Below are 25,688 nucleotides of genomic sequence, written 5' to 3'. Positions count from 1 at the left end.
CGCTACCAAAATCGTTGGTTGCGCGATAGTCTCTGATCCTTCCATAATACATCCGTTGGCATCTTTTACAATCCAAGTGTAAGTGCCGGCGGTAAGACCTGCATATACTTTTGGAGATGTTTGAGCCACATAGCCTGCACCATTGAAGTTCACCATATAAGGAGAAGTTCCACCTGAGAATGTTACCGTAACTGAACCATCGGTTCCTCCGTTACATTTAACATCAGCATGGGCATCGGTCGCTACCAAAATCGTTGGTTGCGCGATAGTTTCTGAACCTTCCATAATACAGCCGTTGGCATCTTTTACAATCCAAGTGTAAGTACCGGCGGTAAGACCTGCATATACTTTTGGAGAAGTTTGAGCCACATAACCTGCACCATTAAAGTTCACCATATAAGGAGAAGTTCCGCCTGAGAAGGTTACCGTAACTGAACCATCAGTTCCTCCGTTACATTTAACATCAGCATGCCCATCGGTCGCTACCAAAATCGTTGGTTGCGCGATAGTTTCTGAACCTTCCATGATACAGCCGTTGGCATCTTTTACAATCCAAGTGTAAGTACCGGCGGTAAGACCTGCATATACTTTTGGAGAAGTTTGAGCCACGAAGCCTGCACCATTGAAGTTCACCATATAAGGAGAAGTTCCGCCTGAGAAGGTTACTGTAACTGAACCATCGGTTCCTCCGTTACATTTAACATCAGCATGGGCATCGGTCGCTACCAAAATCGTTGGTTGCGCGATCGTTTCTGAACCTTGAATAATACATCCGTTGGCATCTTTTACAATCCAAGTGTAACTGCCGGCGGTAAGACCTGCATATACTTTTGGAGAAGTTTGAGCCAAGAAGCCTGCGCCATTGAAGTTCACCATATAAGGAGAAGTTCCACCTGAGAATGTTACCGTAACTGAACCATCAGTTCCTCCGTTACATTTAACATCAGCATGCCCATCGGTCGCTACCAAAATCGTTGGTTGCGCGATCGTTTCTGAACCTTGAATAATACATCCGTTGGCATCTTTTACAATCCAAGTGTAACTGCCGGCGGTCAGACCTGCATATACTTTTGGAGAAGTTTGAGCCACGAAGCCTGCACCATTGAAGTTCACCATATAAGGAGAAGTTCCACCTGAGAATGTTACCGTAACTGAACCATCAGTTCCACCGTTACATTTAACATCAGCATGGGCATCGGTCGCTACCAAAATCGTTGGTTGCGCGATCGTTTCTGAACCTTCCATGATACAGCCGTTGGCATCTTTTACAATCCAAGTGTAAGTGCCGGCGGTAAGACCAGTGTACACTTTTGGAGAGGCTTGAGCCAAGAATCCTGCGCCATTGAAGTTCACCATATAAGGAGAAGTTCCACCTGAGAATGTTACCGTAACTGAACCATCAGTTCCGCCGTTACATTTAACATCAGCATGGGCATCGGTCGCTACCAAAATCGTTGGTTGAGTAATTGTAACCGTTCCTTTCAACACGCAATTATTGGCATCTTTTACCGCCCATAAATAGCTTCCAGCAGTTAGTCCGCTGAATACATTCGATGCTTGGTACGTTGTGCCGTCATTGGCAGAATACATCAACGTTCCTGTTCCTCCTGAAGCGGTAATGGTAATCGAACCGTCGGTTCCGCCATTACATTTAGGACTAACCAGTGTTGCTGATGATACTACTATTGCCGGTGGCTGACCAACAATTACAGATCCGTTTGTTAAACATCCGTTTGAACTTGTAACTGTATACTGATAAGTTCCTGCTAAAACATTAGTAAGATCTTCAGTGCTTGCCGTAAAATTATTTGGACCGCTCCATGAGAAAGTATAAGGAGCAGCGCCTCCTGTTATAGTAAGATTAACTGAACCAAATCCTCCATTACATGCTGGATTAGTAGCAACTGCAACTGCTTTTGGATTTGAATCTACTTTGAATTGAATAGGAGCTCCAGGAAAATCTTTCAATTCAGATTGTTGTGAATCTCCGGAAGATCTAGTTCTAATAAATACTGTACTGAGTGAAAAACATGGGTCTTTTGCTGCTCCAAGTACTTGAGTAAGATTAATGGCCCCCTCAGCCCACTGATTCACAGCATAATCACCACCAATACCGGTACCATTGGGATCGCTACCATATACATCAAAGGGTACATGAGTCGGCGAGGTGTTATTAGTGATAAAAATTCTGCCCAAAAACTCGGAGTTAGGATGAATTACGTATTCATACCCCCCACCTGCTTTAGCGGTCCATACTCGAATTACTGCATTTGCATCACCACCACCATTGGTAAACTCGATCGTAATTAAAATGTCGCCGACTGTACGACCACCGTCGGTTCCCAAACTAGTAAAACCACCGCTACCTCCAAGGATGTTTCCAACAGCGTCCGTTGTTGCACCAGTTATGGTCATTGATTTCTGCAAAAACTCGAAATCAATGTAACTGCTACCGTTTGTAACCTGACGGTCACCGGCAAACAAACACCATAAGTCAGTGGCAACTCCACCGGGCAATTTAGGATCACCATATGAAAAATGAGCACCCGCATTTTGGATCTCATTTTTATTGGGCGAATTACCAGGCCCCCAAGTGTATGTATTGGGATCGTCATTAATTTTATTGGACATAGTAAAAATGCTCAAATCATTTTCATATCTGTCCTGTAAAAAAAATGATTGTCCAGGATAAAGTAACTCACCCGTATAAGGGTTAATCACCCCGTGGCCGTCAATACCAGGGTGCTGAGCGTCAAATAAGTCACCTACATTTTCATATCCGGCTGGGGAATGAGCATAAGCATCGCCATCAACGCCAGAACCACTTTTAGGTGCCAATACAGGAACAATTCCCCTAATAGACCCCTGTGCATAAACGGTACCATTGGTCATTAAAATTGTCACTATCAGAAGTGACACAGTAAGCCATTGGCGCCAATAAAGACACCATAATCTTGACAGATAAGCAGAAGGGTTTCTCTTATTAAATTTTTTTAAATTTAATTTAGAAATAGTGTTTTTCGTTAAAAAGCAACATATTATTTTGTTGTATAAAAAATCGAAAAACTTAAAAAATGTATTCTTTTTCATAATAATAGTATTTTAACACCATATATTCGATTTAATTAGGAAGTAAACAGACTTAGGGCAAGTACACATCTTCAAATAAATAATGAAGGCAACAATCGTCAAAAGAATATTTGTATCAGGTCAATATAAATATCTTTATCATTTACCGAAATCGATTTGTAAAAACTGATTAGATTAATTTCAAAAACGATCAATTAAAACAGGTAAAAAAGGTTATTACAAGTAAGCTACACATTGGGGAAATGTATCTAACCGTTACTAAGCCATCTCCAATAAAAAAAATTGAAGTGAAACACTCTCAAACATAGGAATACAAATTATGGGCAACAAAATCTATCTCCTAATTCAGTCTAAAGTTGTCTTAAAAACAACTTGGATTTTTTCTTACATAAAATTAATTAATAAAATAAATAAATAAAAAAAAGTAGGAATAAAATCGCCAAAATGCCTGTTTAGTCGACAATTAACACTGCAAAGTAAGAAAATAAACATATAAATAAAATTAATTTTTAATCATAAACACTTGATTAACAGTTTGTTACTTGTTAAATAAATACATTCAAAATTACGAATCATTTTCTTACTTCAATTACTATTTTTTAATTGAACACAAAGAAAAAACCTTCCATTTCTGAAAGGTTTTTCTAAATATTAAAAAAAATTAAAAGCGATCCACTCACTTTTTGCCGGACAAAAAAGTCGTTCTTTAATTACATATTTCTTCTATACTGACCGCCTACTTCAAATAAAGCTGAAGTAATTTGTCCCAAGGAACAAACCTTGGTCGCTTCCATTAAATGCTCGAATAAATTTTCGTTTTTAATGGCTGCTTCTTGAAGCGTATTTAAATGTTCCTTCACTAAATCCTGATTGGATTGGTGTAAATGGTGCAACATATCAATTTGGTATTGTTTTTCTTCTTCGGTAGCTCGAATTACTTCAGCTGGAATTACTGTTGGCGAACCTTTGGAACTCAAGAACGTATTCACACCAATGATAGGAAATTCACCTGTATGTTTCAAAGTCTCATAATACAAACTTTCTTCCTGTATTTTAGAACGTTGGTACATGGTTTCCATGGCTCCAAGAACCCCTCCACGTTCTGTAATACGGTCGAATTCTAATAAAACTGCCGCTTCGACTAAATCCGTTAGCTCTTCAATAATGAAAGCACCTTGAATTGGATTTTCATTTTTGGCTAGTCCTAATTCTTTATTGATAATCAACTGAATCGCCATCGCCCGTCGCACTGACTCTTCAGTAGGTGTTGTGATTGCCTCGTCATAGGCATTAGTATGCAAGGAATTACAGTTATCATAAATGGCATACAACGCTTGTAAAGTAGTACGAATATCATTGAAATCAATTTCTTGCGCGTGCAAAGAACGTCCAGAAGTCTGAATGTGGTATTTCAACATTTGAGCACGTTCGTTAGCTCCGTATTTGTTTTTCATAGCTTTCGCCCAAATCTTACGTGCTACACGACCAATAACTGCATATTCCGGATCTACTCCATTCGAAAAGAAGAACGATAAGTTGGGCCCAAAATCATTGATATTCATCCCACGGCTCAAATAATATTCTACATAAGTGAACCCATTAGAAAGCGTAAACGCTAATTGCGTAATAGGATTTGCTCCTGCTTCGGCAATGTGATATCCTGAGATAGAAACCGAATAAAAGTTCCTTACATTCTTAATAATGAAATATTCCTGTACGTCACCCATTAATCGCAAAGCAAATTCCGTAGAGAAAATACAGGTATTTTGCGCCTGATCTTCTTTTAGAATATCTGCCTGAACTGTTCCACGCACTTGTGACAAAGTTCTTGCTTTTATATCATTATACACTTCCAAAGTCAAAACCTGATCTCCGGTAACGCCCAAAAGTATCAAACCTAAACCGTTGTTTCCTTCCGGCAACTCCCCTTGATAATGCGGTCTTTCAACTCCTTTTGCTGCATAAATTTTGTTAATTTTCGCTTCAACTTCTTTTTCAAGACCATTTTCTTTGATGTAAAACTCACATTGTTGGTCAATGGCTGCATTCATGAAAAAGCCTAATAACATTGGTGCCGGCCCATTAATAGTCATACTCACCGAAGTCATGGCATGAACCAAATCGAAACCGGAATACAATTTTTTAGCATCATCCAAACAACAAATAGAAACTCCGGCATTACCTATTTTTCCATAAATATCAGGACGAACGTGCGGATCGTTTCCGTATAAAGTTACACTGTCAAAAGCAGTCGACAATCGTTTTGCAGGTAATCCTGCACTTACATAATGAAAACGTTTGTTCGTTCTTTCCGGTCCACCTTCACCTGCAAACATTCGAGATGGATCTTCTCCTTCACGTTTGAAAGGATACAATCCAGCGGTAAAAGGAAATTCTCCAGGAACATTTTCCTGCAGACACCAACGTAAAATATCGCCCCAAGCCTTATACTTTGGCAAAGCAATTTTCGGGATTTGAGAATGCGAAAGAGACTCGGTATGTGTCGCCATTTTTATTTCTCGATCACGAACTTTGAATGTATAAACCGGATTTTTGTACTTGTTTATTTTTTCGTTCCAAGTCAATATAATTTCCCAATTGTACGGATCTAAGTCCATTTTTACTTTATCAAACTGATTGAGCAACAGATTTAGGAAAATTTTATTTTCAGCTATGCCTTGTTTTTCATTTTCTAAAGCAGTTGGCAAAACAGAATCATCATCGATCCCCGTTTTGTTTATGACTGGGAATTTTCCAGAAACACTTTCAAGTGTTTTAAAAATCCCGTATAATTTTTGAGCAACTTGTTCCTGACTAAACGCTGTAACATCATATTTTCTGTTGCTTTCGGCAATTTCAGACAAATAGCGGGTTCTGTGTGGCGGAATAACGAAAATCTTCTCGCTCATTTCACGCGTAATTTGAAACGTAGATTTCAAATCAGAATTCGTTTTTTCATGGACTTTATCCATAATCGCTTTGTACAGCGTATTCATTCCCGGGTCGTTGAATTGCGAGGCTATTGTCCCGAAAACCGGAAGTGTATCTAAATTAGCATCCCACAGATTATGGTTGCGTTGGTATTGTTTTTTCACGTCTCTTAACGCATCAAGAGAACCGCGTTTGTCGAATTTGTTAATAGCCACTAAATCGGCAAAATCAAGCATGTCGATTTTTTCCAATTGGGTTGCAGCACCAAATTCCGGTGTCATTACATATAAAGAAACATCAGAATGATCCATTATCTCTGTATCAGATTGGCCAATCCCAGAAGTTTCAAGAATAATGATGTCATAATTTGCAGCTTTGATTACTTGGATTGCTTCGGCAACATATTTAGACAAAGCCAGATTCGATTGGCGTGTTGCCAAAGAACGCATGTATACTCTAGGATTATTAATCGCGTTCATGCGTATTCTATCTCCTAAAAGTGCACCACCCGTTTTTCTTTTGGATGGATCTACAGATATTAATCCGATAGTTTTTTCTGGAAAGTCGATAAGGAAACGACGCACTAATTCATCTACCAAAGATGATTTTCCAGCTCCACCGGTCCCTGTAATTCCCAAAACAGGCGTTTTACAATCGACGTTTTTTTTATGAATTGTATCCAAAGTTGCAGCCGCTACATTAGGGAAATTCTCTGCGGAGGAGATTATACGTGCAATTGCTTTTGGATTTTTTTCTTCGAGATGATCGATTTCATTAGTCAGTTTATCTCCAATAGCGTAATCCGATTTTTGCACTAAATCATTAATCATTCCTTGCAGTCCCATGGCACGCCCATCATCTGGCGCATAAATTCTGGTGATTCCGTAGGCTTGTAATTCGGCTATTTCAGAAGGCAAAATTACTCCTCCTCCACCGCCAAATATTTTGATTTGTCCGGCTCCTTTTTCTTGAAGCAGGTCGTACATGTATTTGAAATATTCGTTGTGACCTCCTTGATAAGAAGTTATCGCAATAGCATTGGCATCTTCTTGAATCGCTGTATTTACAACTTCCTCTACACTACGGTCGTGACCTAAATGAATCACCTCAACGCCTGTCGATTGAATAATTCGACGCATGATGTTGATTGCTGCATCGTGACCATCAAAAAGGGCTGCTGCCGTGACAATTCTTACTTTATTAACAGGGATATACGGTTTTACGGGTTCCATTTTATGAATATGATAATTTAAGTGTGCAATTTACGATTTTATTTTAAAAATTATTTAATGTGGGTCATAGTTGTTGATAAATAAGCAAGGATTTTGTTATTTAGCCCCGATGGTAGCGGCATCCCTCGCTTTTTCTGCGAGGATACAGCGGACAGCGGGACAACTGTTCCTGAAAAAATATAAAGTTTGTGCTCCTAAAAATAATTATGGCTTTGTTTTTGAATAAGTAGTATTTTTACACAAGCCACATGGCAAACAGACGAATTAAACCTTATCAATAATTTACGATGAAAAAAATTTTAATCTTAATAGTTGCGGTATCTCTTTCCAGTTGTGCTGAAATGCAACAAGTTCTGAATCAATTACCACAAACGCAAGGAATCGGAGGGATTGATATTGCAGGGGGATTGAAGGAAGCACTGAATAACGGAATATCAAAGCAAGTTACTAAATTGACGGCTACCGATGGTTTTTACAGAAATGAAGCCGTAAAAATTTTATTGCCGGAAGAATTGAGAAAAGTCGATACTGGTTTGAGAAGAATTGGTCTAAGTTCATTGGCTGATGAAGGTTTGAAAGTATTGAATCGTGCTGCCGAAGACGCGGTGAAGGAAGCAACTCCAATATTTGTTGATGCCGTTAGAAACATGACTTTTATGGATGCCAAATCTATTTTGATGGGCAATGAAAGTTCAGCTACCAATTATTTACAAAATAGTACTTCGACTGCTTTATACGGAAAATTCAATCCAGTTATTAAAAATTCATTTACTAAAGTGGGTGCCGATAAAGTTTGGGCAAACATTATCACTAAATACAACAGCATTCCTTTAATCAACAAAGTAAATCCTGATTTGACTGATTATGTTACCAATCAAGCAATGAACGGCGTTTTCAAAATGGTTGCTGTTGAAGAAAAAAACATTAGAACAAATATCGCTTCAAGAACTTCTATTTTATTGCAAAAGGTTTTTGCGATGCAGGACAAGAATTAATTTAATCGCTTTATTACTAAAACAACCAAAGAGTTGATTTTAGCAGGGTCAAATTCCCTCCCGACGCTTCGGGATTGAGAGGGGTTAGGGGTAAGTTCTTCACGAATATTCATAAAATTAAACACTTCTCTATTTTTAAAACATAAACTCTAAAATCAAATTTTTTTATAAAAAAAATAAGATTAGTTTTGAAAATAAACTTTTGAAGTTTACCAATTCAGTCCACTAACAAAATAGAAATGCGAAAAATTACCATACTCATACATTGCGAAGATCAGAAGGCGATTATTGCGTCTGTGACCAATTACATTGCTTCGGTTGAAGGAAACATTATTTATTTGGACCAACACGTTGATGCTGATGAAAATGTGTTTTTTATGCGATTGGAATGTGAATTCAGTTCTCAAAATTGGGATATGGAGGTCATAAAAAAGGACTTTCAAACTAATTTAGCGACGCCATTTAATATGTCTTGGGAAATTTATACACATGAACACAAGCCTAAAATGGCATTATTTGTGTCTAAATACGACCATTGTTTGTATGATATTTTAGGAAGATACAGTGCAGGCGAATTACCTCTTGAAATTCCCTTAATCATAAGTAATCACGAAGATTTAAGATCTGTTGCAGAACGTTTTGAGATTCCGTTTCACTATGTACCTTTTACCAAAGAAATTAAGACTCAAGGAGAGCAACAACAAATGAACTTGTTGAAAGAATATGCTATCGACTTTATTGTGTTGGCGCGTTATATGCAAATAATAACGCCCAATTTGATTGCACTTTTCAGAAACCAAATCATCAATATTCATCATTCTTTTTTGCCTGCGTTTCCCGGAGCTAAGCCCTATCATTCGGCTTTTAAACGTGGCGTAAAAATTATTGGTGCCACCAGCCATTATGTGACCGAAGGATTAGATGAAGGACCTATTATTGAGCAGGATATTTCAAGAGTTACTCACAGTCATTCCATAGATGATTATATTATGAAAGGACGCGATCTGGAACGCTCCGTTTTGGCGAGAGCTATCAAATTGCATGCAGAACGAAAAACGATGGTTTATAATAACAAAACTGTGGTGTTCTCTTAGGATCCTCACCCCGGCCCTCTCCAAAGGAAAGGGATCCAAACCCATTGAATTAAGGAATCTACGATATAAAAAATGCTTACTTTTGGTGAGCATTTTTTTTTTAAAATTCTATAACTAACTATCTTTCTAACAAATCAACCTCAACTCCTAATCCTGCCGCGATTCCTGCTCCTAATCGTCCATCGGCTCTATACCAGTGACACAATTGGCGGTTAACTATTTCCTCTTTTTTAGGTCCATCAATACCGGACATGTGACCAATAATATTGTTAATCGTGTTTTGTTGTTGCTCCGTCGTCATGATTTTAAATAAGTTACCCGGTTGCGTAAAGTGATCATTTTCCCCTTCGCAATTTCTATCATACCAGTCCGCAAAAGCACTAAAAACTTCCAATGGTGGTTCTTTATAGTCTTGGTCAATTACTATTTCATCAAAACTATTTGGAAAATAATTGGGATTACTCCCTCCATTCCCATCTGTGCGCATTTGTCCGTCCCGTTGGTAATTATTAACAGCAAATGGACAACGATTTACTGGAATTTGCTCATAATTGGTGCCCAAACGATACCGATGCGCATCAGGATACGATAACAAACGACCTTGCAGCATTTTATCCGGTGAATAACCAATTCCGTCTACAATATGTGCCGGTGCAAAGGCAGCTTGTTCTATGTCCTGAAAATAATTATGTGGATTTTGATTTAATTCTAATACCCCAACATCAATCAACGGAAAATCACCATGAGGCCAAACTTTGGTTAAATCAAATGGATTCATATAAAAGACTTGCGAATTTGCCTGTTCTTCCGTCATTACTTGGATTTTCAAATTCCATTGTGGAAAATTTCCCTTATCGATATTCTCAAACAAATCACGTTGCGCAAAATCCATATCATGTGATTTCATTTCTGCTGCTTCTTCGTTTGTGAAATTTTTAATTCCTTGCGCTGTGATGAAATGAAATTTCACATAAGTGCGTTCGTTGGCCGCATTAATCATTGAATACGTATGACTCCCAAAACCATGCATATGCCGATAACCGAAAGGAGTTCCTCTGTCTGACATTAAAATCAATACCTGATGTAAACTTTCAGGATTTAGTGACCAAAAGTCCCACATCATAGTTGGCGATTTCATATTGGTATAAGGATCTCGTTTTTGAGTGTGTATAAAATCCCCGAATTTTTTAGGATCCTTAACAAAAAAAACGGGCGTATTATTCCCTACTAAATCCCAATTTCCGTCTTCCGTATAAAACTTCATTGAAAAACCTCTGGGATCTCGTTCTGTATCAGCTGATCCTCTTTCTCCTCCTACTGTCGAAAAACGCATTATGATTTTAGTTTCTTTTCCAATTTGAGAGAAGACTTTCGCTTTCGTATATTCAGTGATATTGTGTGTTACCGTAAAAGTCCCAAAGGCTCCGGAACCTTTTGCATGTACTACCCGTTCCGGAATGCGCTCTCTATTGAAATGCGCCATTTTTTCGTGAAGGATGTAATCTTGCAACAATAAAGGTCCGCGTGAACCTATAGATTGCGAATTTTCATTTTCTACATAAGGTCTTCCAGATGCGGTAGTAAGTTTTTCATGTAATTTCATATTTGCAAAATTTAATTATTAATACCAAAATTAGCATACTTATAAACAGATGCAGAATTGACAATTTTATGTTTTGAAAAAAAACAAAAAAATTCCGATTTACACATCAAATAAAAAATAGGAAAATAAAGATACAATTTTTAAAGGCAACTAATCTACTATAAAACAACTACTTAGAAAAATTATAAAACTTAACTTATATACAACAAAGTAATAACATAATCTTAACAGCAAAATATTCATATATTAATGATCTTTGTAGAGTAATAAACTGGTTATTTATTATTTTGGTTTTGGTTAGTTAAAGAATTGCCTGCATCTCTATGATGCAGGCATTTTTTATTTGGTAGTATTTATAAAAGAAAGTACAGCATTGTTGAAAGCAATAGGCTGTTCCACGTTTACCACATGTCCACATTTTTCGATTACAAAGAGTTTTGAAGACTTGTAATGGTTTTCCACTACTTTACGAACTGAAGGTAAAAACATATAATCTTCTTCTCCCATAACATAAAGAGTTGGAATATTTAGCTCCACTTGTCGAAACCATCTTAACACCGGATTTATTTCGGCAGTAAGTTTAAACCACTTTATAAATTCTTTTTGGTATAATTTTTTGGCCTCGTTGATAAAAAGTAATCGAGATTGCTTATGGCTCTTTTTAGGCATAATCACAAAAGCAAAAAATTTATATAAAACCAGATATGGCAATACATACTTGAACATATTCCCCAATCGCATTAAAACCTGCGATCGGAAATTCATTTTTAAGATTGCACCGCCAAGAATCATGCTTTTTACCCGTTCCGGATACATTTCTGCTAATTGACGGATTAGAATTGTTCCTAATGAAATCCCGACAAAATGAGACTTTTCGATTTTTAGAAAATCTAAAACTTCCAGAATATCATTGGCAAGAGCCGAAAATGTATATTTCTGTTTGAAAGCTGTTTTCAAGGTCGGTTTTGATTCGCCATGACCTCGTAAATCTAACAAAAGTACATTATAGTGTTTTTGAAAATCCCGAATTTGCTTGAACCAGATAGAAGAACTTCCGCCAGCGCCATGAACAAAAGTTACCCACTGCTCGCTATTTTCGTTCTTGTAAATGGTGTAATTGATCACTTGTTTTTTATTGCAAAAATATGACATTAATTTTAAATTCAATTCTTAACAAATAATAATGACGGATTATTATTTACAAAACGTAAATTTGCAAAAAATTACACCCATGATAGGATTATTGAAAGAGAAAAGTGAAATAGAAAAGCTTAAAAAAGAATACCAAATACTTGCTGAGCAAAATTTTAATATTGAAAAAACACTTACAAAAAACATCGTTACCGCAGAAGAATTAGTCCTTGAGGAATGCGAATTATAATTTTAAATGTAATCTCTTAAAATACGCAAACGCTTTCAGCAACCTGCTTCCGTACCAGGAAAACATCTCACCGTCCACAAATACCGTTTTTGCATGGTGTGTATGTCGCCCTATCTCAAAAGCATCTTCTTCATTGAAGGGATAAGGCTCCGAAGACAGAAAAACCAAATCCGGGTCGCCCTCTAAACGCATTTTTTTGAGTTGGATTTCCGGGTAACGTCCCGAAGTATCGGGATTGTTGTCATAAATATTCTGAAAGTGGTTCAGTTTCAGTAATTCATTAATAAAATTATCCGAACCTGCGACCATAAAAGGATTTTTCCAAATAAAATAAGCTGCTTTTTTAACTGGTTTATCTTTGATAAAGTTTTTAAAATCGCTCAAGGCAAAAGCCAATTTGTCGTTCCATTTCTGAGCTTCAGTCCTGCAATTAAAAAGTTGACCAAAATCAGAAATCATTTGGAAATTATCTTCAATCGTGATGATATTCGTTACCCAAACCGGACAAATTTTTTGCAATTCCTCAACAATCTCTTGCGTGTTCTCTTCTTTGTTGCAAATGATAATATCCGGTTGCAGCAATCTGATTTTTTCAAAATGCACTTTCTTAGTTCCTCCAACAATTTTCTTGGTAGACTTCAAATGATACGGATGCACACAGAATTTGGTAATCCCCACAATTCGTCCTTCCAATCCTAAATCATACAATAATTCCGTTTGTGATGGAACTAAAGAAATAATTCGTTTTGGTGACGTTTCAAAAGAATGGGAAGTTCCGAGTTGATCGATTAATTGTTTTTGTTTCAAGTTTAAAGTTTTTGTTTCATGTGGTTTAAAGTTGAGTAAATCTAACCGAAAATTATATTTTAAACCATTAATAAATTAAGAAAAATTAAGGCTTTAGAAGTTTAACGACAAAGTTTTCTATTCAAATCTTCGCGCTAACTTACTGAAAATTAATTTCTTAATGGTTTTAAAGAAAATCTGAAAAACGTTAAATGTTAAATTTCAAACTAATAATTTGTTCCATTTCCTGTTGCATTTTCAACGCTTCTTCTCTTGCTTTTTCAACAAAATCAGCTCCGTTTGAGGCATAAATAATAGCTCTGGAAGAATTAATCAGTAATCCTATATTCGCATTCATACCGTATTTACAAACCTCAGCCAGACTTCCGCCTTGTGCGCCCACTCCAGGAACAAGCAAGAAACTATCAGGAACAATTTTACGAATTTCAATAAAGTATTCGGCTTTTGTAGCCCCTACAACATACATCAAATTTTCACTGTTTTTCCAAGTTTTAGACGTTTCTACTACTTGTTTGTACAATTCTTTTCCTCCCGAAGCGTCGAGAACGTTTAACGTCTGGAAATCAAAAGCACCTTCGTTTGAAGTTAAGGCCAACATAATGGTATGTTTATCTTCGAAAGCAAGAAAAGGCTCTACCGAATCTTTCCCCATATAAGGAGCAACAGTAACACTGTCAAAATTCAAATCTTCAAAAAAAGCTTTAGCATACATCGAAGACGTATTTCCTATATCGCCCCGCTTAGCATCTGCAATCGTGAAGATATCCGGATAATTTTCATTGATGTAATTGATTGTTTTTTGCAACGAAATCCATCCTTTTATTCCGTAAGCCTCATAAAATGCAGTATTAGGTTTGTAAGCCACTGCTAAATCATGGGTCGCATCGATTATGGCTTTATTGAATTCAAAAATCGGGTCTTCCAGTCCTAATAAATGCGGCGGAATTTTATTCAAATCAACATCCAATCCTACTGCTAGGAACGATTTCTTGATTCTAATTTGGTCAGTAAGTTGTTGTGTAGTCATTGTTATTTTTGTAATTGTCGGGCAAAATTACAAACATAGAATCAATATCAAATAAAATGCTGTAATAAAAACGCAAAATTTCATAACAATTAACAAAAACATAAATAATAAATTTGTTGCTACGCATTTTTTTACCGCATTAATTAGATTAAAAATCACCTACAAATAAAAAATTTACGAATGTAGCAAGTCAATAAAACTTAGCAAAAAGATAAAAAATTAATGAATTATTTATTTTAATAAATTTATTTTATAAATTTATTAAAAAATCAGACAAGCAAATATGAAAGTATATTTAAAGTACAATTATCCACAATTAACAAAAAAAATTATTGAAGATAAATTATCCGAACTGGGATATAAATTTAAAATTGTTGGTTTTGGTGAGTTCAATTTTTTAGAAAAAATACCTACTGAAAAGCTTCTGGAACTAACGGAATATTTTCAGCAATATGGAATTGAAATTGTTGAAAACCAAAAGAGTGTATTGGTTCAAAAAATAAAAGATACAATTGTTGAAATGGTGAACAGCGACAAGCCTCCGAACGTAAAAAGTTCCGTACACATAGCCGAAAAATTAAATCTGAGCTACGTGTATTTATCTAGTGTTTTCTCTGAAGTCACCTTTACATCAATTGAAAATTATATCATTATTCAGAAAATTGAATTAGCAAAACAGCTAATAATCAACACCAATATGAATTTAACGGAGATTTCCATTCAATTAAATTACTCCAGTGTCGCCCATTTAAGCACGCAGTTCAAAAACAATACAGGAATGACACCATCAGCGTTTCAGAGGATTTTATTAAAAAGAAAAGAATTTACAAATAAAAACAATATCTAATCCTTTACAACATGATAGACTATATAAACATTTGTCTTGCTGATGACGACCAAGACGATCGACTATTTTTTACCGATGCTTTTGAAGAATTAAAAATAAAAACAAAGGTCAGCACTTTTAATGATGGTGTGGAATTGATGAACTACCTTAATAATGAGGATTCAATTTTACCAAACGTTTTATTCTTAGACTTAAATATGCCTAAAAAGAATGGTGTAGAATGTTTATCAGAAATCAAAAAAAATGAAAAATTCAATGATATAGCAATAGCGATATACTCGACCTCATCTTCAGAGGAGCATATAGAAGAAACCTTTATATATGGAGCCAATATTTACATTAAAAAACCAAATGATTTTGAGACTTTAAAAAAAATACTTTCAGAAGTGGTGACCATAAATTGGCAATACCACACCTCTGGCTTAAATAAAGATAATTTTTTAATGAGAATGTAAAATGAAAGAAAATCCACTTCATAATTCAACCTTATTATTAAAAATAATTTTTGTTTTATCGGTAGCTGTTATATTTTTTATTGGCGGTATAACTTTTAAACACATTACGGTTTTAAAAAAAACATCTGCATGGGTTAGTAATAGTCATAAAGTGAATGAGGAACTTGAGCGGTTGATTTCGCACATTAAAGATGCCGAAACTGGACAAATAGGTTACATTTTAACCAGAGATAAAAGTTTCCTTGTACCTTACTTAAAATCAAAGGATTTAGTTAAAAACTCGTTTAAAAAAGTTTCGATACTAACTATTCATAGTAGAACACAACAGGCAAATCTAAAAAATTTATTGTTATACATCAATAAAAGACAAAACTACCTCTCAAAAACATTATATCTAACCGAACATGAAAATTATGATAAAACAATATTAATAAACAATTTAATTATTGGTAAAAATACAATGGATTCTATTCGGGTGAAAATAGAAGGTATGATGATTGCACAAAAAAATCTTTTAAAAAATAGACAAAACGATTATGAAACAACCATGAATTATACTCCATTACTCATTTATTTAACCCTAATAGTAACCTTAATTTTAATTACGATTGCTTTTATTAAAATGAATCGGGATTTAGTGCTCCTGAAAAAGACAATTAACACTCTTTCTGTCGCTAATGAAGCAAATAATCTTGCAGAAATTGTGGGTGGTTTCGGAAGTTGGCAATTCAATTTAGAAACTAACGAGTACACTTTCTCTGATAACGAATATCGATTAAGGGCATGTGAACCACAATCTTTTAAAGCAAGCCTAGAGGAATTTTCCAAATTTGTTCATCCCGATGATTTACAATACGTAATTGATAACGCAAAAAACATCCCTATCAATTCTACCTTACCAGCATTTACTTATAGAGTTATTCGAAAAGATGGAGAAATAAGATATTTCAGAACTTTAGGAAGAATCGTTACAATTGCTTCTGGTGAAAGGACCCATATAGGAACCACAAGTGATGTTACAGAGGAAGTATATGCTCAAAATTTTATCGAAGATCGCAATAGAGATTTAGAAAGCAATAATAAAGAACTTACTGCTTTTAATTACATTGCCAGTCACGATTTGCAAGAACCGTTGCGAAAAATCGAAACTTTTCTTTCTAGATTAGTAACCAAAGATTACGATAACTTATCCCAATCCGGGCAACAATACGTTTCCAGTATTCAATCCTCAGCAAACCGCATGCGAATTCTTATTGAAGATTTATTACAGTTTTCCAGAACAAATAAAACCGAAAAAAATTTTGAAGAGGCAAATTTAAATGCTTTACTTGAAAATGCAAAACACGAACTGACTCAAATTATAGACGAGAAAAAGGCAATAATAGAAAGCAATGTATTGCCAACGCTTAAAGTAATTCCATTCCAGATTCAGCAATTGTTTATTAATTTAATCGGTAATTCTTTAAAATACAGTAAAGAGAACGTCTCGCCAATTATCACAATAAATTGCTCGACAATTCTTGCTACTGATGACGAATTATTGCCAAATAACAATCATAGATATTACAAAATTATTTTTGAAGACAACGGTATTGGTTTTGAGCAAGAATATGCAAAAAAAATTTTTATTCTCTTTAATAGGCTTCACAATAAAAACGAGTATGCAGGAACTGGAATTGGACTGGCAATTTGCAAAAAAATAGTTGAAAACCACAACGGGTTTATCTTCGCACAAGGAGTCTTGAACGAAGGCGCAACTTTTAGCATTTATCTTCGCGCAGACTAATTATTATTATTTGTCATTGCCTTTTTTAGCTACGCTTACAAATCATATTACATTCGCTGCAATAATAGATTCCTCCACTATTTAGAAGCGAATTACTAACCTCCAAATTACTTTTTTTTCAAAATCCACCACATCTTAAAGAGGTATAAATAATGTTCCGCCTGCAGGTCAGCGATCTTAAACGTATTCTCTTTAATCTCAATTTTGCGACACAATATTATAAAAACGATTCCTTGTTAAACAACCCTTTGAATACCTAAACCACCTGTTCATCTTCATAAATACTGGATTGTAAAACAGCAAAAATCACGAAGAAAAAAACACAACCTGTCAATTAAGGCCATCTTTCCAAACAACCATTAAATTGTGTAATAAAATTTGAAATTGATGTAACAGCAAATTACGATGAGCTTTGCACCTTTGTAAAAGTAAAATAACAAACTAAACTTAAATTTAATGAACGAACGAACAGCTGCTTTATTAGCTGTATGAGAACAAATATAATTCAATCAAAAAAATAGCGTACTGACTATTTACGCAACCTTGCAATTTTAATTATTAACTACAAAATATTTATATCATGCAAAATTTACTGTACGCAGTCGTATTAGTAATACTCTGAGCATAAGTATTCTTCGTTCACAGCGTGGGCAGTACATATTATTAGTAATAGCAGTTATTGCCATTTTATTACGGGTGATGAGAGGATCAAAAAATTTTAATCTTTAATTTTTAAAAAACAATAATTATGAAAAATAACAATTTAATATTAGGACTTCTTGGGGGTATTACAGCAGGAACTGTTTTGGGAATTTTATTCGCTCCTGCGAAAGGTAGCGAAACCAGAAAAATAATCGCAGACAAAGGTTCAGAACTCAATGACAACTTGAAAGACTCCGTTTGTAAATTAACTGATAAAATCACTCAGACATTCACCGAACTTAAAAATGATTCTCAAAAAATGCTTGGAAATAATAGCGATATTCTAGCAGAACAGCGTGCCGATTTAGAAAACTTAAAGGAGATCAATAAAGCAGTGATTTTAGGATAACAAGCCCATTAGTAAAACGGCTTACCAACTAGTTTCTACAATCACCTATTTCAAAAAAAAACATTAATTAAAACACAATTATATGAAAAATGGAGAAGTAAGTGCCGCATTTGGCGTATCAAACGGATACAACCAAACCTCTTTACTATTGAGCCCAGCTATAGGATATGCGAATGATTAGGAGTGACACCAGCTTACGATACGAGATTTTCAACGACTTACCTGAAATTAAAAATGACGTCCCTAAAGATGATTTATGACAAATATCAATACGATTCGCTTATGGATTCAAATTATAATGCAACCATAATGAAATATTCAATACCATTATTTGGACTTTCTTTAATAACAATACCGTTCACTTCTTGTACAAGTGAACAAGAAAAGACAGTCCAAGCAGCAACAGATAATTATGTTCGTTTTGTTGATTCAGTTGTAAATCTAAATACAGATTCTGCTCAAGCAAATTGGAATAGGATTGACAAAGATTTTGAGAAAAAATCAACTCAACTCAATATTGAAATTGACAAACTAGAGGAAAATCATGACTTTGACGCCAAAATTGATTCGGCGACAGTTAAATATGAAGCCTTCAAAATTTCAATTATTCTCCAAAAATTAAAACTTCAGATCAAAAAAAAGAAGTAATTTAACAGATGGTTAGTTTTAGTTTATGCAAAAAGCCCAGCGAAAATTATTTCGCTAGGCTTTTTATTTTTAAAACACTTATTTTATTAGCTTTCCCAACGATGCAATGGTCTGATTGAAAAACTATTGCCCAGCGAAAGCTATAAATTTCCAAATAAGCAAGCGTTAATTATGTAAGAAAAATAAAAAATTATATAACAAGTAGAATCCTATGCTGTGCCATCTTTGTGGTATTAATCTAACAAAGTAAAAAATAATAACCATGAAAAACTTTATCTTATCAGCAGCCTTAATTGCGACAACAATAATTTCTGCACACACAAAAGAAAAAACGGAGGCAACTACTATTTCAAAACAAAAAAGAATTGAAATTATCAAGAAAACAGACAAAACGGTTTATTTCTGGGAAATAAATACTGCAAGTGGTTATGCAAGTGGCTACACTATTTCACAAGCTCAAGCTAAAAAAACAGTAAAATTAATGGGTGCAAATGACTTCGTAAGCTATAAAATTATTGAAGCCTATAAATAGTTTTTAAAACTAAATATAGGCTTCAGTAGCTTATTTTTATAAAAATACATTTCCCTTTCAAGATCCCGAGGAATACAAAAAAAGTGAAACGAATTTCACTTTTTTTTATTTAAAATACTTCACTTGCTTCTTTCAGTTTCTCCATGTTGTTGACTAAAGCTAACTCATCAACAATTTTCTGAATGTCACCATTCATGATATTTCCTAAATCATATAACGTCAATCCCACACGGTGATCTGTCACACGACCTTGTGCGTAATTGTAGGTACGGATTTTAGCCGAACGGTCACCAGAACTTACTTGAGAAGTACGCGTTGTAGCATCTTCCGCTTGTTTTTTAGCTAATTCCTGTTCGTATAAACGGGAACGCAAAACGCCAAATGCCTTGTCTTTATTTTTATGTTGTGATTTTTGATCCTGACATTGTGCCACTAATCCGGTTGGAATATGCGTCAAACGAACGGCTGATTTGGTTGTATTTACCGATTGTCCGCCGGGTCCTGACGAACAGAAAAAATCCACACGCACATCATTCATATCAATCTGCACATCAAATTCCTCTGCTTCTGGTAATACCATAACAGTCGCTGCCGAGGTATGAACACGTCCTTGCGTTTCCGTTTGTGGTACCCTTTGCACACGGTGAACACCCGCTTCAAACTTCAAGGTTCCGTAAACATCTTCACCGGTAACTTCAAAAATCACCTCTTTGAAACCACCCGAAGTTCCTTCATTCATATCCACAACCGAAGTTCTCCAGCCTCTGTTCTCACAGTATTTCGTGTACATACGGAATAAATCCCCTGCAAAAATACTCGCTTCATCCCCACCCGTTCCGGCACGAATTTCCACCATGACATTTTTGGCATCTTCAGGATCTTTAGGAATCAGCATAAATTTGATTTCTTCCTCCAGTTCCGGCAATCTTTCTTTCGCTTCATCGAGTTGCATTTTGGCCATTTCGGTCATATCTGCATCACTGTTGTCCGCTATTATTTCGTTTGCCTCATCCATATTTGCCATGAGAAGCACGTATTCATCGCGCTTTTCAGCCAACGCTTTCAAAGTTTTATACTCTTGATTCAATTGCACATAACGCTTCTGATCCGAGATCACATCCGGCTGAATGATCAAATCCGAAATCTCATCGAAACGTTGTTTTACTATTTGAAGTCTATCTAACATTTTCTTAGTCCTTTTATTGGAGTGCAAAAATACGAAAAAGTATTCAGTTAGCAATATGCCCTTTTTGCTATTTCAGTAACTACTTGTCATTCCGAGGTACGAGGAATCACATAACGTGAGTAACCAATGTGATTCCTCGTACCTCGGAAATACAGAACACGAGGATCTCGTGGACAGCGAACTGGCGAGGCAATCTCCAAAAGTGGCTCGAGAATCCATGTTAAAACAGCCTTTCTTTATTACCTCCAAAACTTTTTTAGGAGCTATTTCCTGCTATCCGCTATATCTTTTTCTGGAAAAAAAAGCCAGAAAAAGGATGCCGATTCTATCAGGGCTAGGGCATTTGCGCTAAAAAAAACGTCGTTTTACGGTTTCCCGTAAAATTACTGAACCAAAAGGAGTTAGTTTTGAAAATGATATGAAACTGAATTCGTTTTAATCAGTATTTTCGGTGTTAAGTTATATATTTGAAGATATTTAAACATTGACGTTCATCAGGTAAAGCGACCCAATTTACGTATGATAAGTCAAAAATCATCAGATCTAGAGCCAAGTTGGCAGTCAGTTTGCCAAAAAAAATGAAAAGATCCTGTCAACAAAATTTTAAAAATTAAAATTATGAAAAAAATTATTTTAGGATTATCATTAGTTATCGCTTTTACATCTTGTACTAAAAATTCAGAAAATCAAGCCCAAGAAAATATACAAGAATATATAATTTCAAAAATGGATGACCCAAAAAGCTATGAATCTGTAAGTTTCGGTAAATTAGAAAAGGGGAAATCATCTTATCAAGAGGAAGAAAAATATAAAAAATTAGTTTCAGAATATAATGATATGGACAAAAGAGTTTCTGATGCTTATGATTTTGCAATGTCTATGACTCACGAAAATACCATCAAATCAGCAACAGAAAGTTATGAAAAATTAGCATCAATGCGAAGTTCTGTTCTAACTGAGACTGAACAATATTTAAAAAAATATAAATCAGTTAATATTTTTAAAATGAAACATTCTTTTAGAGGTAAAAATAAAATGGGTGCATTAATTTTAGATAGTTGTACCGTAGTTTTAGACAAAACTCTACAAGTTAAACTTATTCGCTAAAAACCGATCTACCAACAGCAGTCTCGCAATATGGCGAGTTTTGGGCTTAATTTGAAGTTAGTTTTGTAATTACAAAGTCAGTGGTTAACTAAAAGTTTAGACTTTCTTAATCCGCATAATCGCAAAGTTGCAAGTAATTTAAGCAAAGTGATGAAAGAACCAATAAACATATTTATTTCTTTAGATTTAGAAAATTATATTTCTTCAAATATAATTGAGGAAAACATTATTATTCGTGGAGAACAAATAAAAAAACTTGATGGTATAAAAACTATTGATGGATTTCTTGGCATATGTGATTCTTCAATTGAAAATCTGGGAGAGCTAGTTGAAGTTAAAGGCGATTTTTGGACCAGTTTTAATACTATTGCTTCACCATTAAAATCATTAAATAAACTAGAAAAAATTGGGGGAGATGCGTTAATGAGGTATTCAAATATTAACGATTTAGGTAATTTGTCTTATGTTGGTGGCAAATTAAGTTTAAGAGATACTAAAATTAAAAATTTAGGAAAACTTAAATATGTAGGAGGAGATTTATTTTTACCAATGCATTTAAAAGATTCTATAGACCTAAGTAATATTGAAATTATTGGAAAAATTCAATATTGGAATGATAAAAAAAACAGAACAGAAATATTTGAAAAGGAAAACCTGGGTTTATCAAAAGCAGAACTAAATGTTCCATATTGGAAAAATCAATATATTTATTCATCTGAAGAAATTAGAAATGCCAATCAAGAACAAAAAAGTTTTTATTCATATTTCAAGAAGAATTTTGAAAATAATAAATTCATTGATTTAGAAGGAAATCATAATTATTCCTTCATCCTTTATTATGATTTATTATCACAATATTATAATCATAGACATATAGATAAACTTCAAAATCAGTTTTCAAAAATCGAAAAGTATTATCCGAAAACTGGAAATTACATTTCACTTTCTATTATTCAAGTGTTTGAAAAAAATGAGGATTTCGAGAGTGCTTGGGGGTTTATAAATAAACGTGGTTATGTATCACTTAAAACAGTTTGGGAGTATCAAAACAAGTTAAAAAGGAGAACTTTAAATGGAGATCTAATTTCAAAATTAGCAGGATTTAGTCATTTGACATTATTCGGGCAAAATAATATTGAAAATATAAAAAAATACATAATTGAATATTTAGAAACTTACGAAAAAGAGAATAATTCAACTTTTTTTAAAATATTTTTTGATGACAAACAATTATTCAAACTAACAAACTCAAATGATTACAGTCCACAATATTATTCAAAATATTATTTATCAGAAAGAGAATATAATTATTATAAAGAAATAGATGATAACCAAGAAAAAAGCGGATATAAGAATACGGGATTAAAACTCGTTGTAGAAAAAGCAATATTAAACCAATTTAGATTTATAATAACAAAAGCAGAAGATATTTATAGAGAAAAAATTGGTATGCCAAAAGTTGGTGAAGGTTGGATCAGCGAAACCGAATTGTTTTACAAAATAACAGAAAACTATAAAGAATTATCTGTTATTCATCACGGAAAACCAAAATGGTTAGGAAGACAACATATTGATATTTATTTTTCAGAATTAAATATTGCAATTGAATATCAAGGTTCACAACATTACGAGCCAATCAATTTTTTTGGAGGGATTGAGGCTTTTGAAAGAACTAAAGAAAGAGATGAGAATAAACGTAAATTATGTTTAGAAAATAATTGTATATTAATTTATGTTAATGAAAAATATGCGTTTGAGGAAATAAAACTAGAAATTCAACAAGCAATAAACAAACAAACTACGCCCCCGCTGGCGATGGCGTCCCGCTCGTGAACGTAATCAGAATCATTTATTCATTCATTTTTCGTTATAGAAACGAGAGAATATTGTGTTTACGAGCGGGGCCAATTTTAATTTAGAGCACAGTCGTAGCGTTAGCAACGCGAAAACTATATATTTTAAATCTTTTAAAATCCATAACTTAGTTTCTACTAACTTTACGAACCCGATCGCTCGGATATCCACAATCGTTGGCGCAGTTTTGCAAACTGTGCCCACAACAATGAGCAAGTAAAATAATAGACCAACTGGATGGGATTGCTTCGTTCCTCGCAATGACTTATCCCAATCGCTCACAAATAAACTCAGGCAGCAAAAAAGCACTAACCCCATCGCTCGGATATCCACAATCGTTAGAGCAGTTTTTGCAAACTATGCTCATAACGAGAATCAACTAAAATAATAGTCTAACTTTGTGGCATTGCTCCATTATTCGCAATCCCTTAATTCAGTCGCCGATCGCTTGGATATCCACAGTCGTCAGCGCAGTATTACTTCGCCCGATCGCTCGGATATTCACAATCGTTAGCGCAGAATTGCATTCAGTGCTCATAAACGAGGGCAGTTAAAACAAGTCAGAAAGTTATAAAAACATTAAAAAACCAAACTGATGAAATTACTTCTTACCACCTTAATTTTAATATTCAATCTGACGCTATTCGCGCAATCGAATGCATTTATTGGTGATTACAATTGCTCTTTTAGCAAAGAAGGCGATCATTTAATTGAATATAAATTGACCTTACGTCAAGATGGCACATTCGTATTTCATTCGTATTCTAAAATTAAAAACGGATTCCCACCTGAAGTAAATAAATACGGAAAAGGAAAATGGACTGCGAAAGACATTGTCATTACTTTTTCGTCCAACAAACAAGAAGATTTTGATGCAAAATATACATTGGATTTCAACAATTCTAAGGCGAGATTTATCACTAAAAATCCCAGAGATAAAACGGATCGAATAATCAAGACCAAACTTACATTTGTAGAGTCCGAAATTCCCTGGATGCAAAGACTGGATTTTTTTAAAATATAAATAAGCATTACAAATTCTTCAGTAGTGTTTGTTTGCAATGCCGGCCTATTTTATTTTTTGTTTAATTAATTGTTAAAAAAGATAAACAATAAGTTTTAAATTGTATATTTGATTATATTAAATAATTATAACCTAAAACATTGATTATGAAATTAGTAAAAACAATTAGCGCATTTGCATTAGTAGGAATAATAACTGTTTCCTGTGGACAAAAAAAACAAGTTGATTCTACAAAAATGACTGATTCTACTGCAGTAGTAGCAGATACTCCTGTTGTAGTGGAAAAATCAAACATTGTCGATGTTGCAGCAGGAAATTCAGACTTTTCCACATTAGTTACTGCTGTAAAAGCAGCAGGATTAGTAGAAACGTTAAGTGGCGCTGGACCTTTTACGGTATTTGCACCAAACAACGCCGCATTTGCAAAACTACCAGCAGGAACTGTTGATGGTTTGCTAAAACCAGAAAGTTTAGACAAACTGAAAGCAGTATTGACGTATCATGTTGTAGCAGGAAAATTTGATGCTGCTGCAGTAATTGATGCAATAAACAAAAATAACGGAAAATATACCGTTACAACTGTTCAAGGTGGTACTATTGTATTAAGCTTAAAAGACGGAAAAGTGATGTTGACTGACGAGAATGGAGGAACTTCAACTGTTGTTCTTGCTGATGTGGCGGCTTCAAACGGAGTGATTCATGCAATTGATACTGTTGTTATGCCAAAATAAGGTTTTAATTCATTAATTCAGAAACCGTTGCAATTCTGTAACGGTTTTTTTTATGCGTTGTAACCAACAAATAACAGCTACATTTTTTGCAACACAATATCGCCTTTAACGGACTTTAGAGTTCAATATTTTTTTTTAACACGATTGCTATGTTATATACAATCGTCAGCGCACTTTAATAAACTGTTTTCAACAGCTAGGGTTTCGTTGTGTGCGCAGCACGAACAATGAAGCCCGTGTTGAACGGAACCGAGTACCTGCCGTCAACACTATGGAGTTATCGTAAAGATTGTAGAGGTATTTTCAA

The 25,688-nt window shown here is 34.7% G+C and carries 20 protein-coding genes; 13 read left to right on the top strand and 7 right to left on the bottom strand.

Annotated features, from left to right (window positions below; translation table 11 throughout):
* Together ACFX5D_RS15880 and ACFX5D_RS15875 are read right to left on the bottom strand one after the other, a co-directional pair.
* On the bottom strand, positions 1 to 2,919 hold a 2,919-nt coding region (locus ACFX5D_RS15880; protein ID WP_379859180.1), incomplete at its 3' end, for a SprB repeat-containing protein.
* 881 nt (positions 2,920 to 3,800) lie between these two features.
* Positions 3,801 to 7,253, bottom strand: a complete 3,453-nt coding sequence (locus ACFX5D_RS15875) for a methylmalonyl-CoA mutase family protein (protein WP_379859179.1) — start codon at positions 7,251 to 7,253, stop codon at positions 3,801 to 3,803.
* A gap of 287 nt (positions 7,254 to 7,540) precedes the next feature.
* Between ACFX5D_RS15875 and ACFX5D_RS15870 the strand changes: the two genes are divergently transcribed.
* Both ACFX5D_RS15870 and purU read left to right on the top strand, forming a co-directional pair.
* The gene (locus ACFX5D_RS15870) at positions 7,541 to 8,248 is read left to right on the top strand and encodes a DUF4197 domain-containing protein (RefSeq protein ID WP_379859178.1); all 708 of its coding nucleotides are present in this window, start codon (positions 7,541 to 7,543) and stop codon (positions 8,246 to 8,248) included.
* Positions 8,249 to 8,487: 239 nt separating this feature from the next.
* Positions 8,488 to 9,342, top strand: a complete 855-nt coding sequence (gene purU, locus ACFX5D_RS15865) for a formyltetrahydrofolate deformylase (RefSeq protein ID WP_379859177.1) — start codon at positions 8,488 to 8,490, stop codon at positions 9,340 to 9,342.
* Between the two features lie 118 nt (positions 9,343 to 9,460).
* Here purU and ACFX5D_RS15860 read toward each other — a convergent pair whose 3' ends face one another.
* Complete coding sequence (locus ACFX5D_RS15860) at positions 9,461 to 10,945, bottom strand: catalase (RefSeq protein WP_379859176.1); 1,485 nt, start codon at positions 10,943 to 10,945, stop codon at positions 9,461 to 9,463.
* A gap of 339 nt (positions 10,946 to 11,284) precedes the next feature.
* Entirely contained in the window at positions 11,285 to 12,070 is a 786-nt protein-coding gene (locus tag ACFX5D_RS15855; RefSeq protein ID WP_379859181.1) for an alpha/beta fold hydrolase, read from the bottom strand.
* 58 nt (positions 12,071 to 12,128) lie between these two features.
* Between ACFX5D_RS15855 and ACFX5D_RS15850 the strand changes: the two genes are divergently transcribed.
* Complete coding sequence (locus tag ACFX5D_RS15850) at positions 12,129 to 12,326, top strand: hypothetical protein (RefSeq protein ID WP_379859175.1); 198 nt, start codon at positions 12,129 to 12,131, stop codon at positions 12,324 to 12,326.
* Here the strand turns inward: ACFX5D_RS15850 and ACFX5D_RS15845 are convergent.
* Together ACFX5D_RS15845 and pyrF are read right to left on the bottom strand one after the other, a co-directional pair.
* Complete coding sequence (locus ACFX5D_RS15845; RefSeq protein ID WP_379859174.1) at positions 12,321 to 13,133, bottom strand: ABC transporter substrate-binding protein; 813 nt, start codon at positions 13,131 to 13,133, stop codon at positions 12,321 to 12,323. The two genes, ACFX5D_RS15850 and ACFX5D_RS15845, sit on opposite strands and share 6 nt — an antisense overlap.
* A 187-nt stretch (positions 13,134 to 13,320) precedes the next feature.
* A complete protein-coding gene (gene pyrF / locus ACFX5D_RS15840) occupies positions 13,321 to 14,160 on the bottom strand; it encodes an orotidine-5'-phosphate decarboxylase (protein WP_379859173.1) in 840 nt (279 codons plus the stop codon).
* Positions 14,161 to 14,443: 283 nt separating this feature from the next.
* Between pyrF and ACFX5D_RS15835 the strand changes: the two genes are divergently transcribed.
* The 6 genes from ACFX5D_RS15835 (at position 14,444) to ACFX5D_RS15810 (ending at position 19,479) form a co-directional block, all read left to right on the top strand.
* Positions 14,444 to 15,007, top strand: coding sequence for a helix-turn-helix domain-containing protein (locus ACFX5D_RS15835; protein WP_379859172.1), 564 nt, complete (start codon positions 14,444 to 14,446; stop codon positions 15,005 to 15,007).
* 11 nt (positions 15,008 to 15,018) lie between these two features.
* A complete protein-coding gene (locus ACFX5D_RS15830) occupies positions 15,019 to 15,462 on the top strand; it encodes a response regulator (protein ID WP_379859171.1) in 444 nt (147 codons plus the stop codon).
* Position 15,463: 1 nt separating this feature from the next.
* Positions 15,464 to 17,248 carry a sensor histidine kinase gene (locus ACFX5D_RS15825; protein WP_379859170.1) on the top strand — a complete coding sequence of 595 codons (1,785 nt, stop codon included), beginning with the start codon at positions 15,464 to 15,466 and terminating at the stop codon, positions 17,246 to 17,248.
* A gap of 748 nt (positions 17,249 to 17,996) precedes the next feature.
* On the top strand, positions 17,997 to 18,299 hold the full coding sequence (locus ACFX5D_RS15820; protein WP_379859169.1) for a YtxH domain-containing protein: 303 nt from the start codon (positions 17,997 to 17,999) through the stop codon (positions 18,297 to 18,299).
* A 234-nt stretch (positions 18,300 to 18,533) separates the two neighbouring features.
* Complete coding sequence (locus ACFX5D_RS15815; protein ID WP_379859168.1) at positions 18,534 to 18,947, top strand: hypothetical protein; 414 nt, start codon at positions 18,534 to 18,536, stop codon at positions 18,945 to 18,947.
* 262 nt (positions 18,948 to 19,209) lie between these two features.
* Positions 19,210 to 19,479 carry a hypothetical protein gene (locus ACFX5D_RS15810; RefSeq protein ID WP_379859167.1) on the top strand — a complete coding sequence of 90 codons (270 nt, stop codon included), beginning with the start codon at positions 19,210 to 19,212 and terminating at the stop codon, positions 19,477 to 19,479.
* Positions 19,480 to 19,588: 109 nt separating this feature from the next.
* On the opposite strand, the gene prfA is transcribed toward ACFX5D_RS15810, so the two are convergent.
* A complete protein-coding gene (gene prfA, locus ACFX5D_RS15805; protein ID WP_379859166.1) occupies positions 19,589 to 20,665 on the bottom strand; it encodes a peptide chain release factor 1 in 1,077 nt (358 codons plus the stop codon).
* A 618-nt stretch (positions 20,666 to 21,283) separates the two neighbouring features.
* On the opposite strand from prfA, the gene ACFX5D_RS15800 reads away from it, so the two are divergent.
* From ACFX5D_RS15800 to ACFX5D_RS15785, 4 genes are all read left to right on the top strand, one after another.
* The gene (locus ACFX5D_RS15800; RefSeq protein ID WP_379859165.1) at positions 21,284 to 21,772 is read left to right on the top strand and encodes a hypothetical protein; all 489 of its coding nucleotides are present in this window, start codon (positions 21,284 to 21,286) and stop codon (positions 21,770 to 21,772) included.
* A 150-nt stretch (positions 21,773 to 21,922) separates the two neighbouring features.
* Entirely contained in the window at positions 21,923 to 23,605 is a 1,683-nt protein-coding gene (locus ACFX5D_RS15795; protein ID WP_379859164.1) for a hypothetical protein, read from the top strand.
* Between the two features lie 616 nt (positions 23,606 to 24,221).
* The gene (locus ACFX5D_RS15790; protein WP_379859163.1) at positions 24,222 to 24,650 is read left to right on the top strand and encodes a hypothetical protein; all 429 of its coding nucleotides are present in this window, start codon (positions 24,222 to 24,224) and stop codon (positions 24,648 to 24,650) included.
* 146 nt (positions 24,651 to 24,796) lie between these two features.
* Positions 24,797 to 25,381, top strand: a complete 585-nt coding sequence (locus ACFX5D_RS15785) for a fasciclin domain-containing protein (protein WP_379859162.1) — start codon at positions 24,797 to 24,799, stop codon at positions 25,379 to 25,381.
* The last annotated feature ends 307 nt before the right edge of the window (positions 25,382 to 25,688 follow it).

Source organism: Flavobacterium fructosi, assembly GCF_042787335.1.
GTDB classification, from domain to species: domain Bacteria; phylum Bacteroidota; class Bacteroidia; order Flavobacteriales; family Flavobacteriaceae; genus Flavobacterium; species Flavobacterium fructosi.
Note: the sequence above shows the minus strand (reverse complement) of the source record. Positions and strands in the feature narration are given on the sequence as shown.

Coding starts and splice junctions, on each gene's coding strand:
- ACFX5D_RS15825 (WP_379859170.1), top strand. CDS start 15,464: ATGAAAGAAAATCCACTTCATAATTCAACCTTATTATTAAAAATAATT.
- ACFX5D_RS15870 (WP_379859178.1), top strand. CDS start 7,541: ATGAAAAAAATTTTAATCTTAATAGTTGCGGTATCTCTTTCCAGTTGT.
- ACFX5D_RS15790 (WP_379859163.1), top strand. CDS start 24,222: ATGAAATTACTTCTTACCACCTTAATTTTAATATTCAATCTGACGCTA.
- ACFX5D_RS15850 (WP_379859175.1), top strand. CDS start 12,129: ATGACGGATTATTATTTACAAAACGTAAATTTGCAAAAAATTACACCC.
- ACFX5D_RS15820 (WP_379859169.1), top strand. CDS start 17,997: ATGAAAAATAACAATTTAATATTAGGACTTCTTGGGGGTATTACAGCA.
- pyrF (WP_379859173.1), bottom strand. CDS start 14,160: ATGACTACACAACAACTTACTGACCAAATTAGAATCAAGAAATCGTTC.
- ACFX5D_RS15785 (WP_379859162.1), top strand. CDS start 24,797: ATGAAATTAGTAAAAACAATTAGCGCATTTGCATTAGTAGGAATAATA.
- purU (WP_379859177.1), top strand. CDS start 8,488: ATGCGAAAAATTACCATACTCATACATTGCGAAGATCAGAAGGCGATT.
- ACFX5D_RS15815 (WP_379859168.1), top strand. CDS start 18,534: ATGACGTCCCTAAAGATGATTTATGACAAATATCAATACGATTCGCTT.
- ACFX5D_RS15795 (WP_379859164.1), top strand. CDS start 21,923: ATGAAAGAACCAATAAACATATTTATTTCTTTAGATTTAGAAAATTAT.
- ACFX5D_RS15860 (WP_379859176.1), bottom strand. CDS start 10,945: ATGAAATTACATGAAAAACTTACTACCGCATCTGGAAGACCTTATGTA.
- ACFX5D_RS15835 (WP_379859172.1), top strand. CDS start 14,444: ATGAAAGTATATTTAAAGTACAATTATCCACAATTAACAAAAAAAATT.
- ACFX5D_RS15830 (WP_379859171.1), top strand. CDS start 15,019: ATGATAGACTATATAAACATTTGTCTTGCTGATGACGACCAAGACGAT.
- prfA (WP_379859166.1), bottom strand. CDS start 20,665: ATGTTAGATAGACTTCAAATAGTAAAACAACGTTTCGATGAGATTTCG.
- ACFX5D_RS15875 (WP_379859179.1), bottom strand. CDS start 7,253: ATGGAACCCGTAAAACCGTATATCCCTGTTAATAAAGTAAGAATTGTC.
- ACFX5D_RS15800 (WP_379859165.1), top strand. CDS start 21,284: ATGAAAAAAATTATTTTAGGATTATCATTAGTTATCGCTTTTACATCT.
- ACFX5D_RS15810 (WP_379859167.1), top strand. CDS start 19,210: ATGAAAAACTTTATCTTATCAGCAGCCTTAATTGCGACAACAATAATT.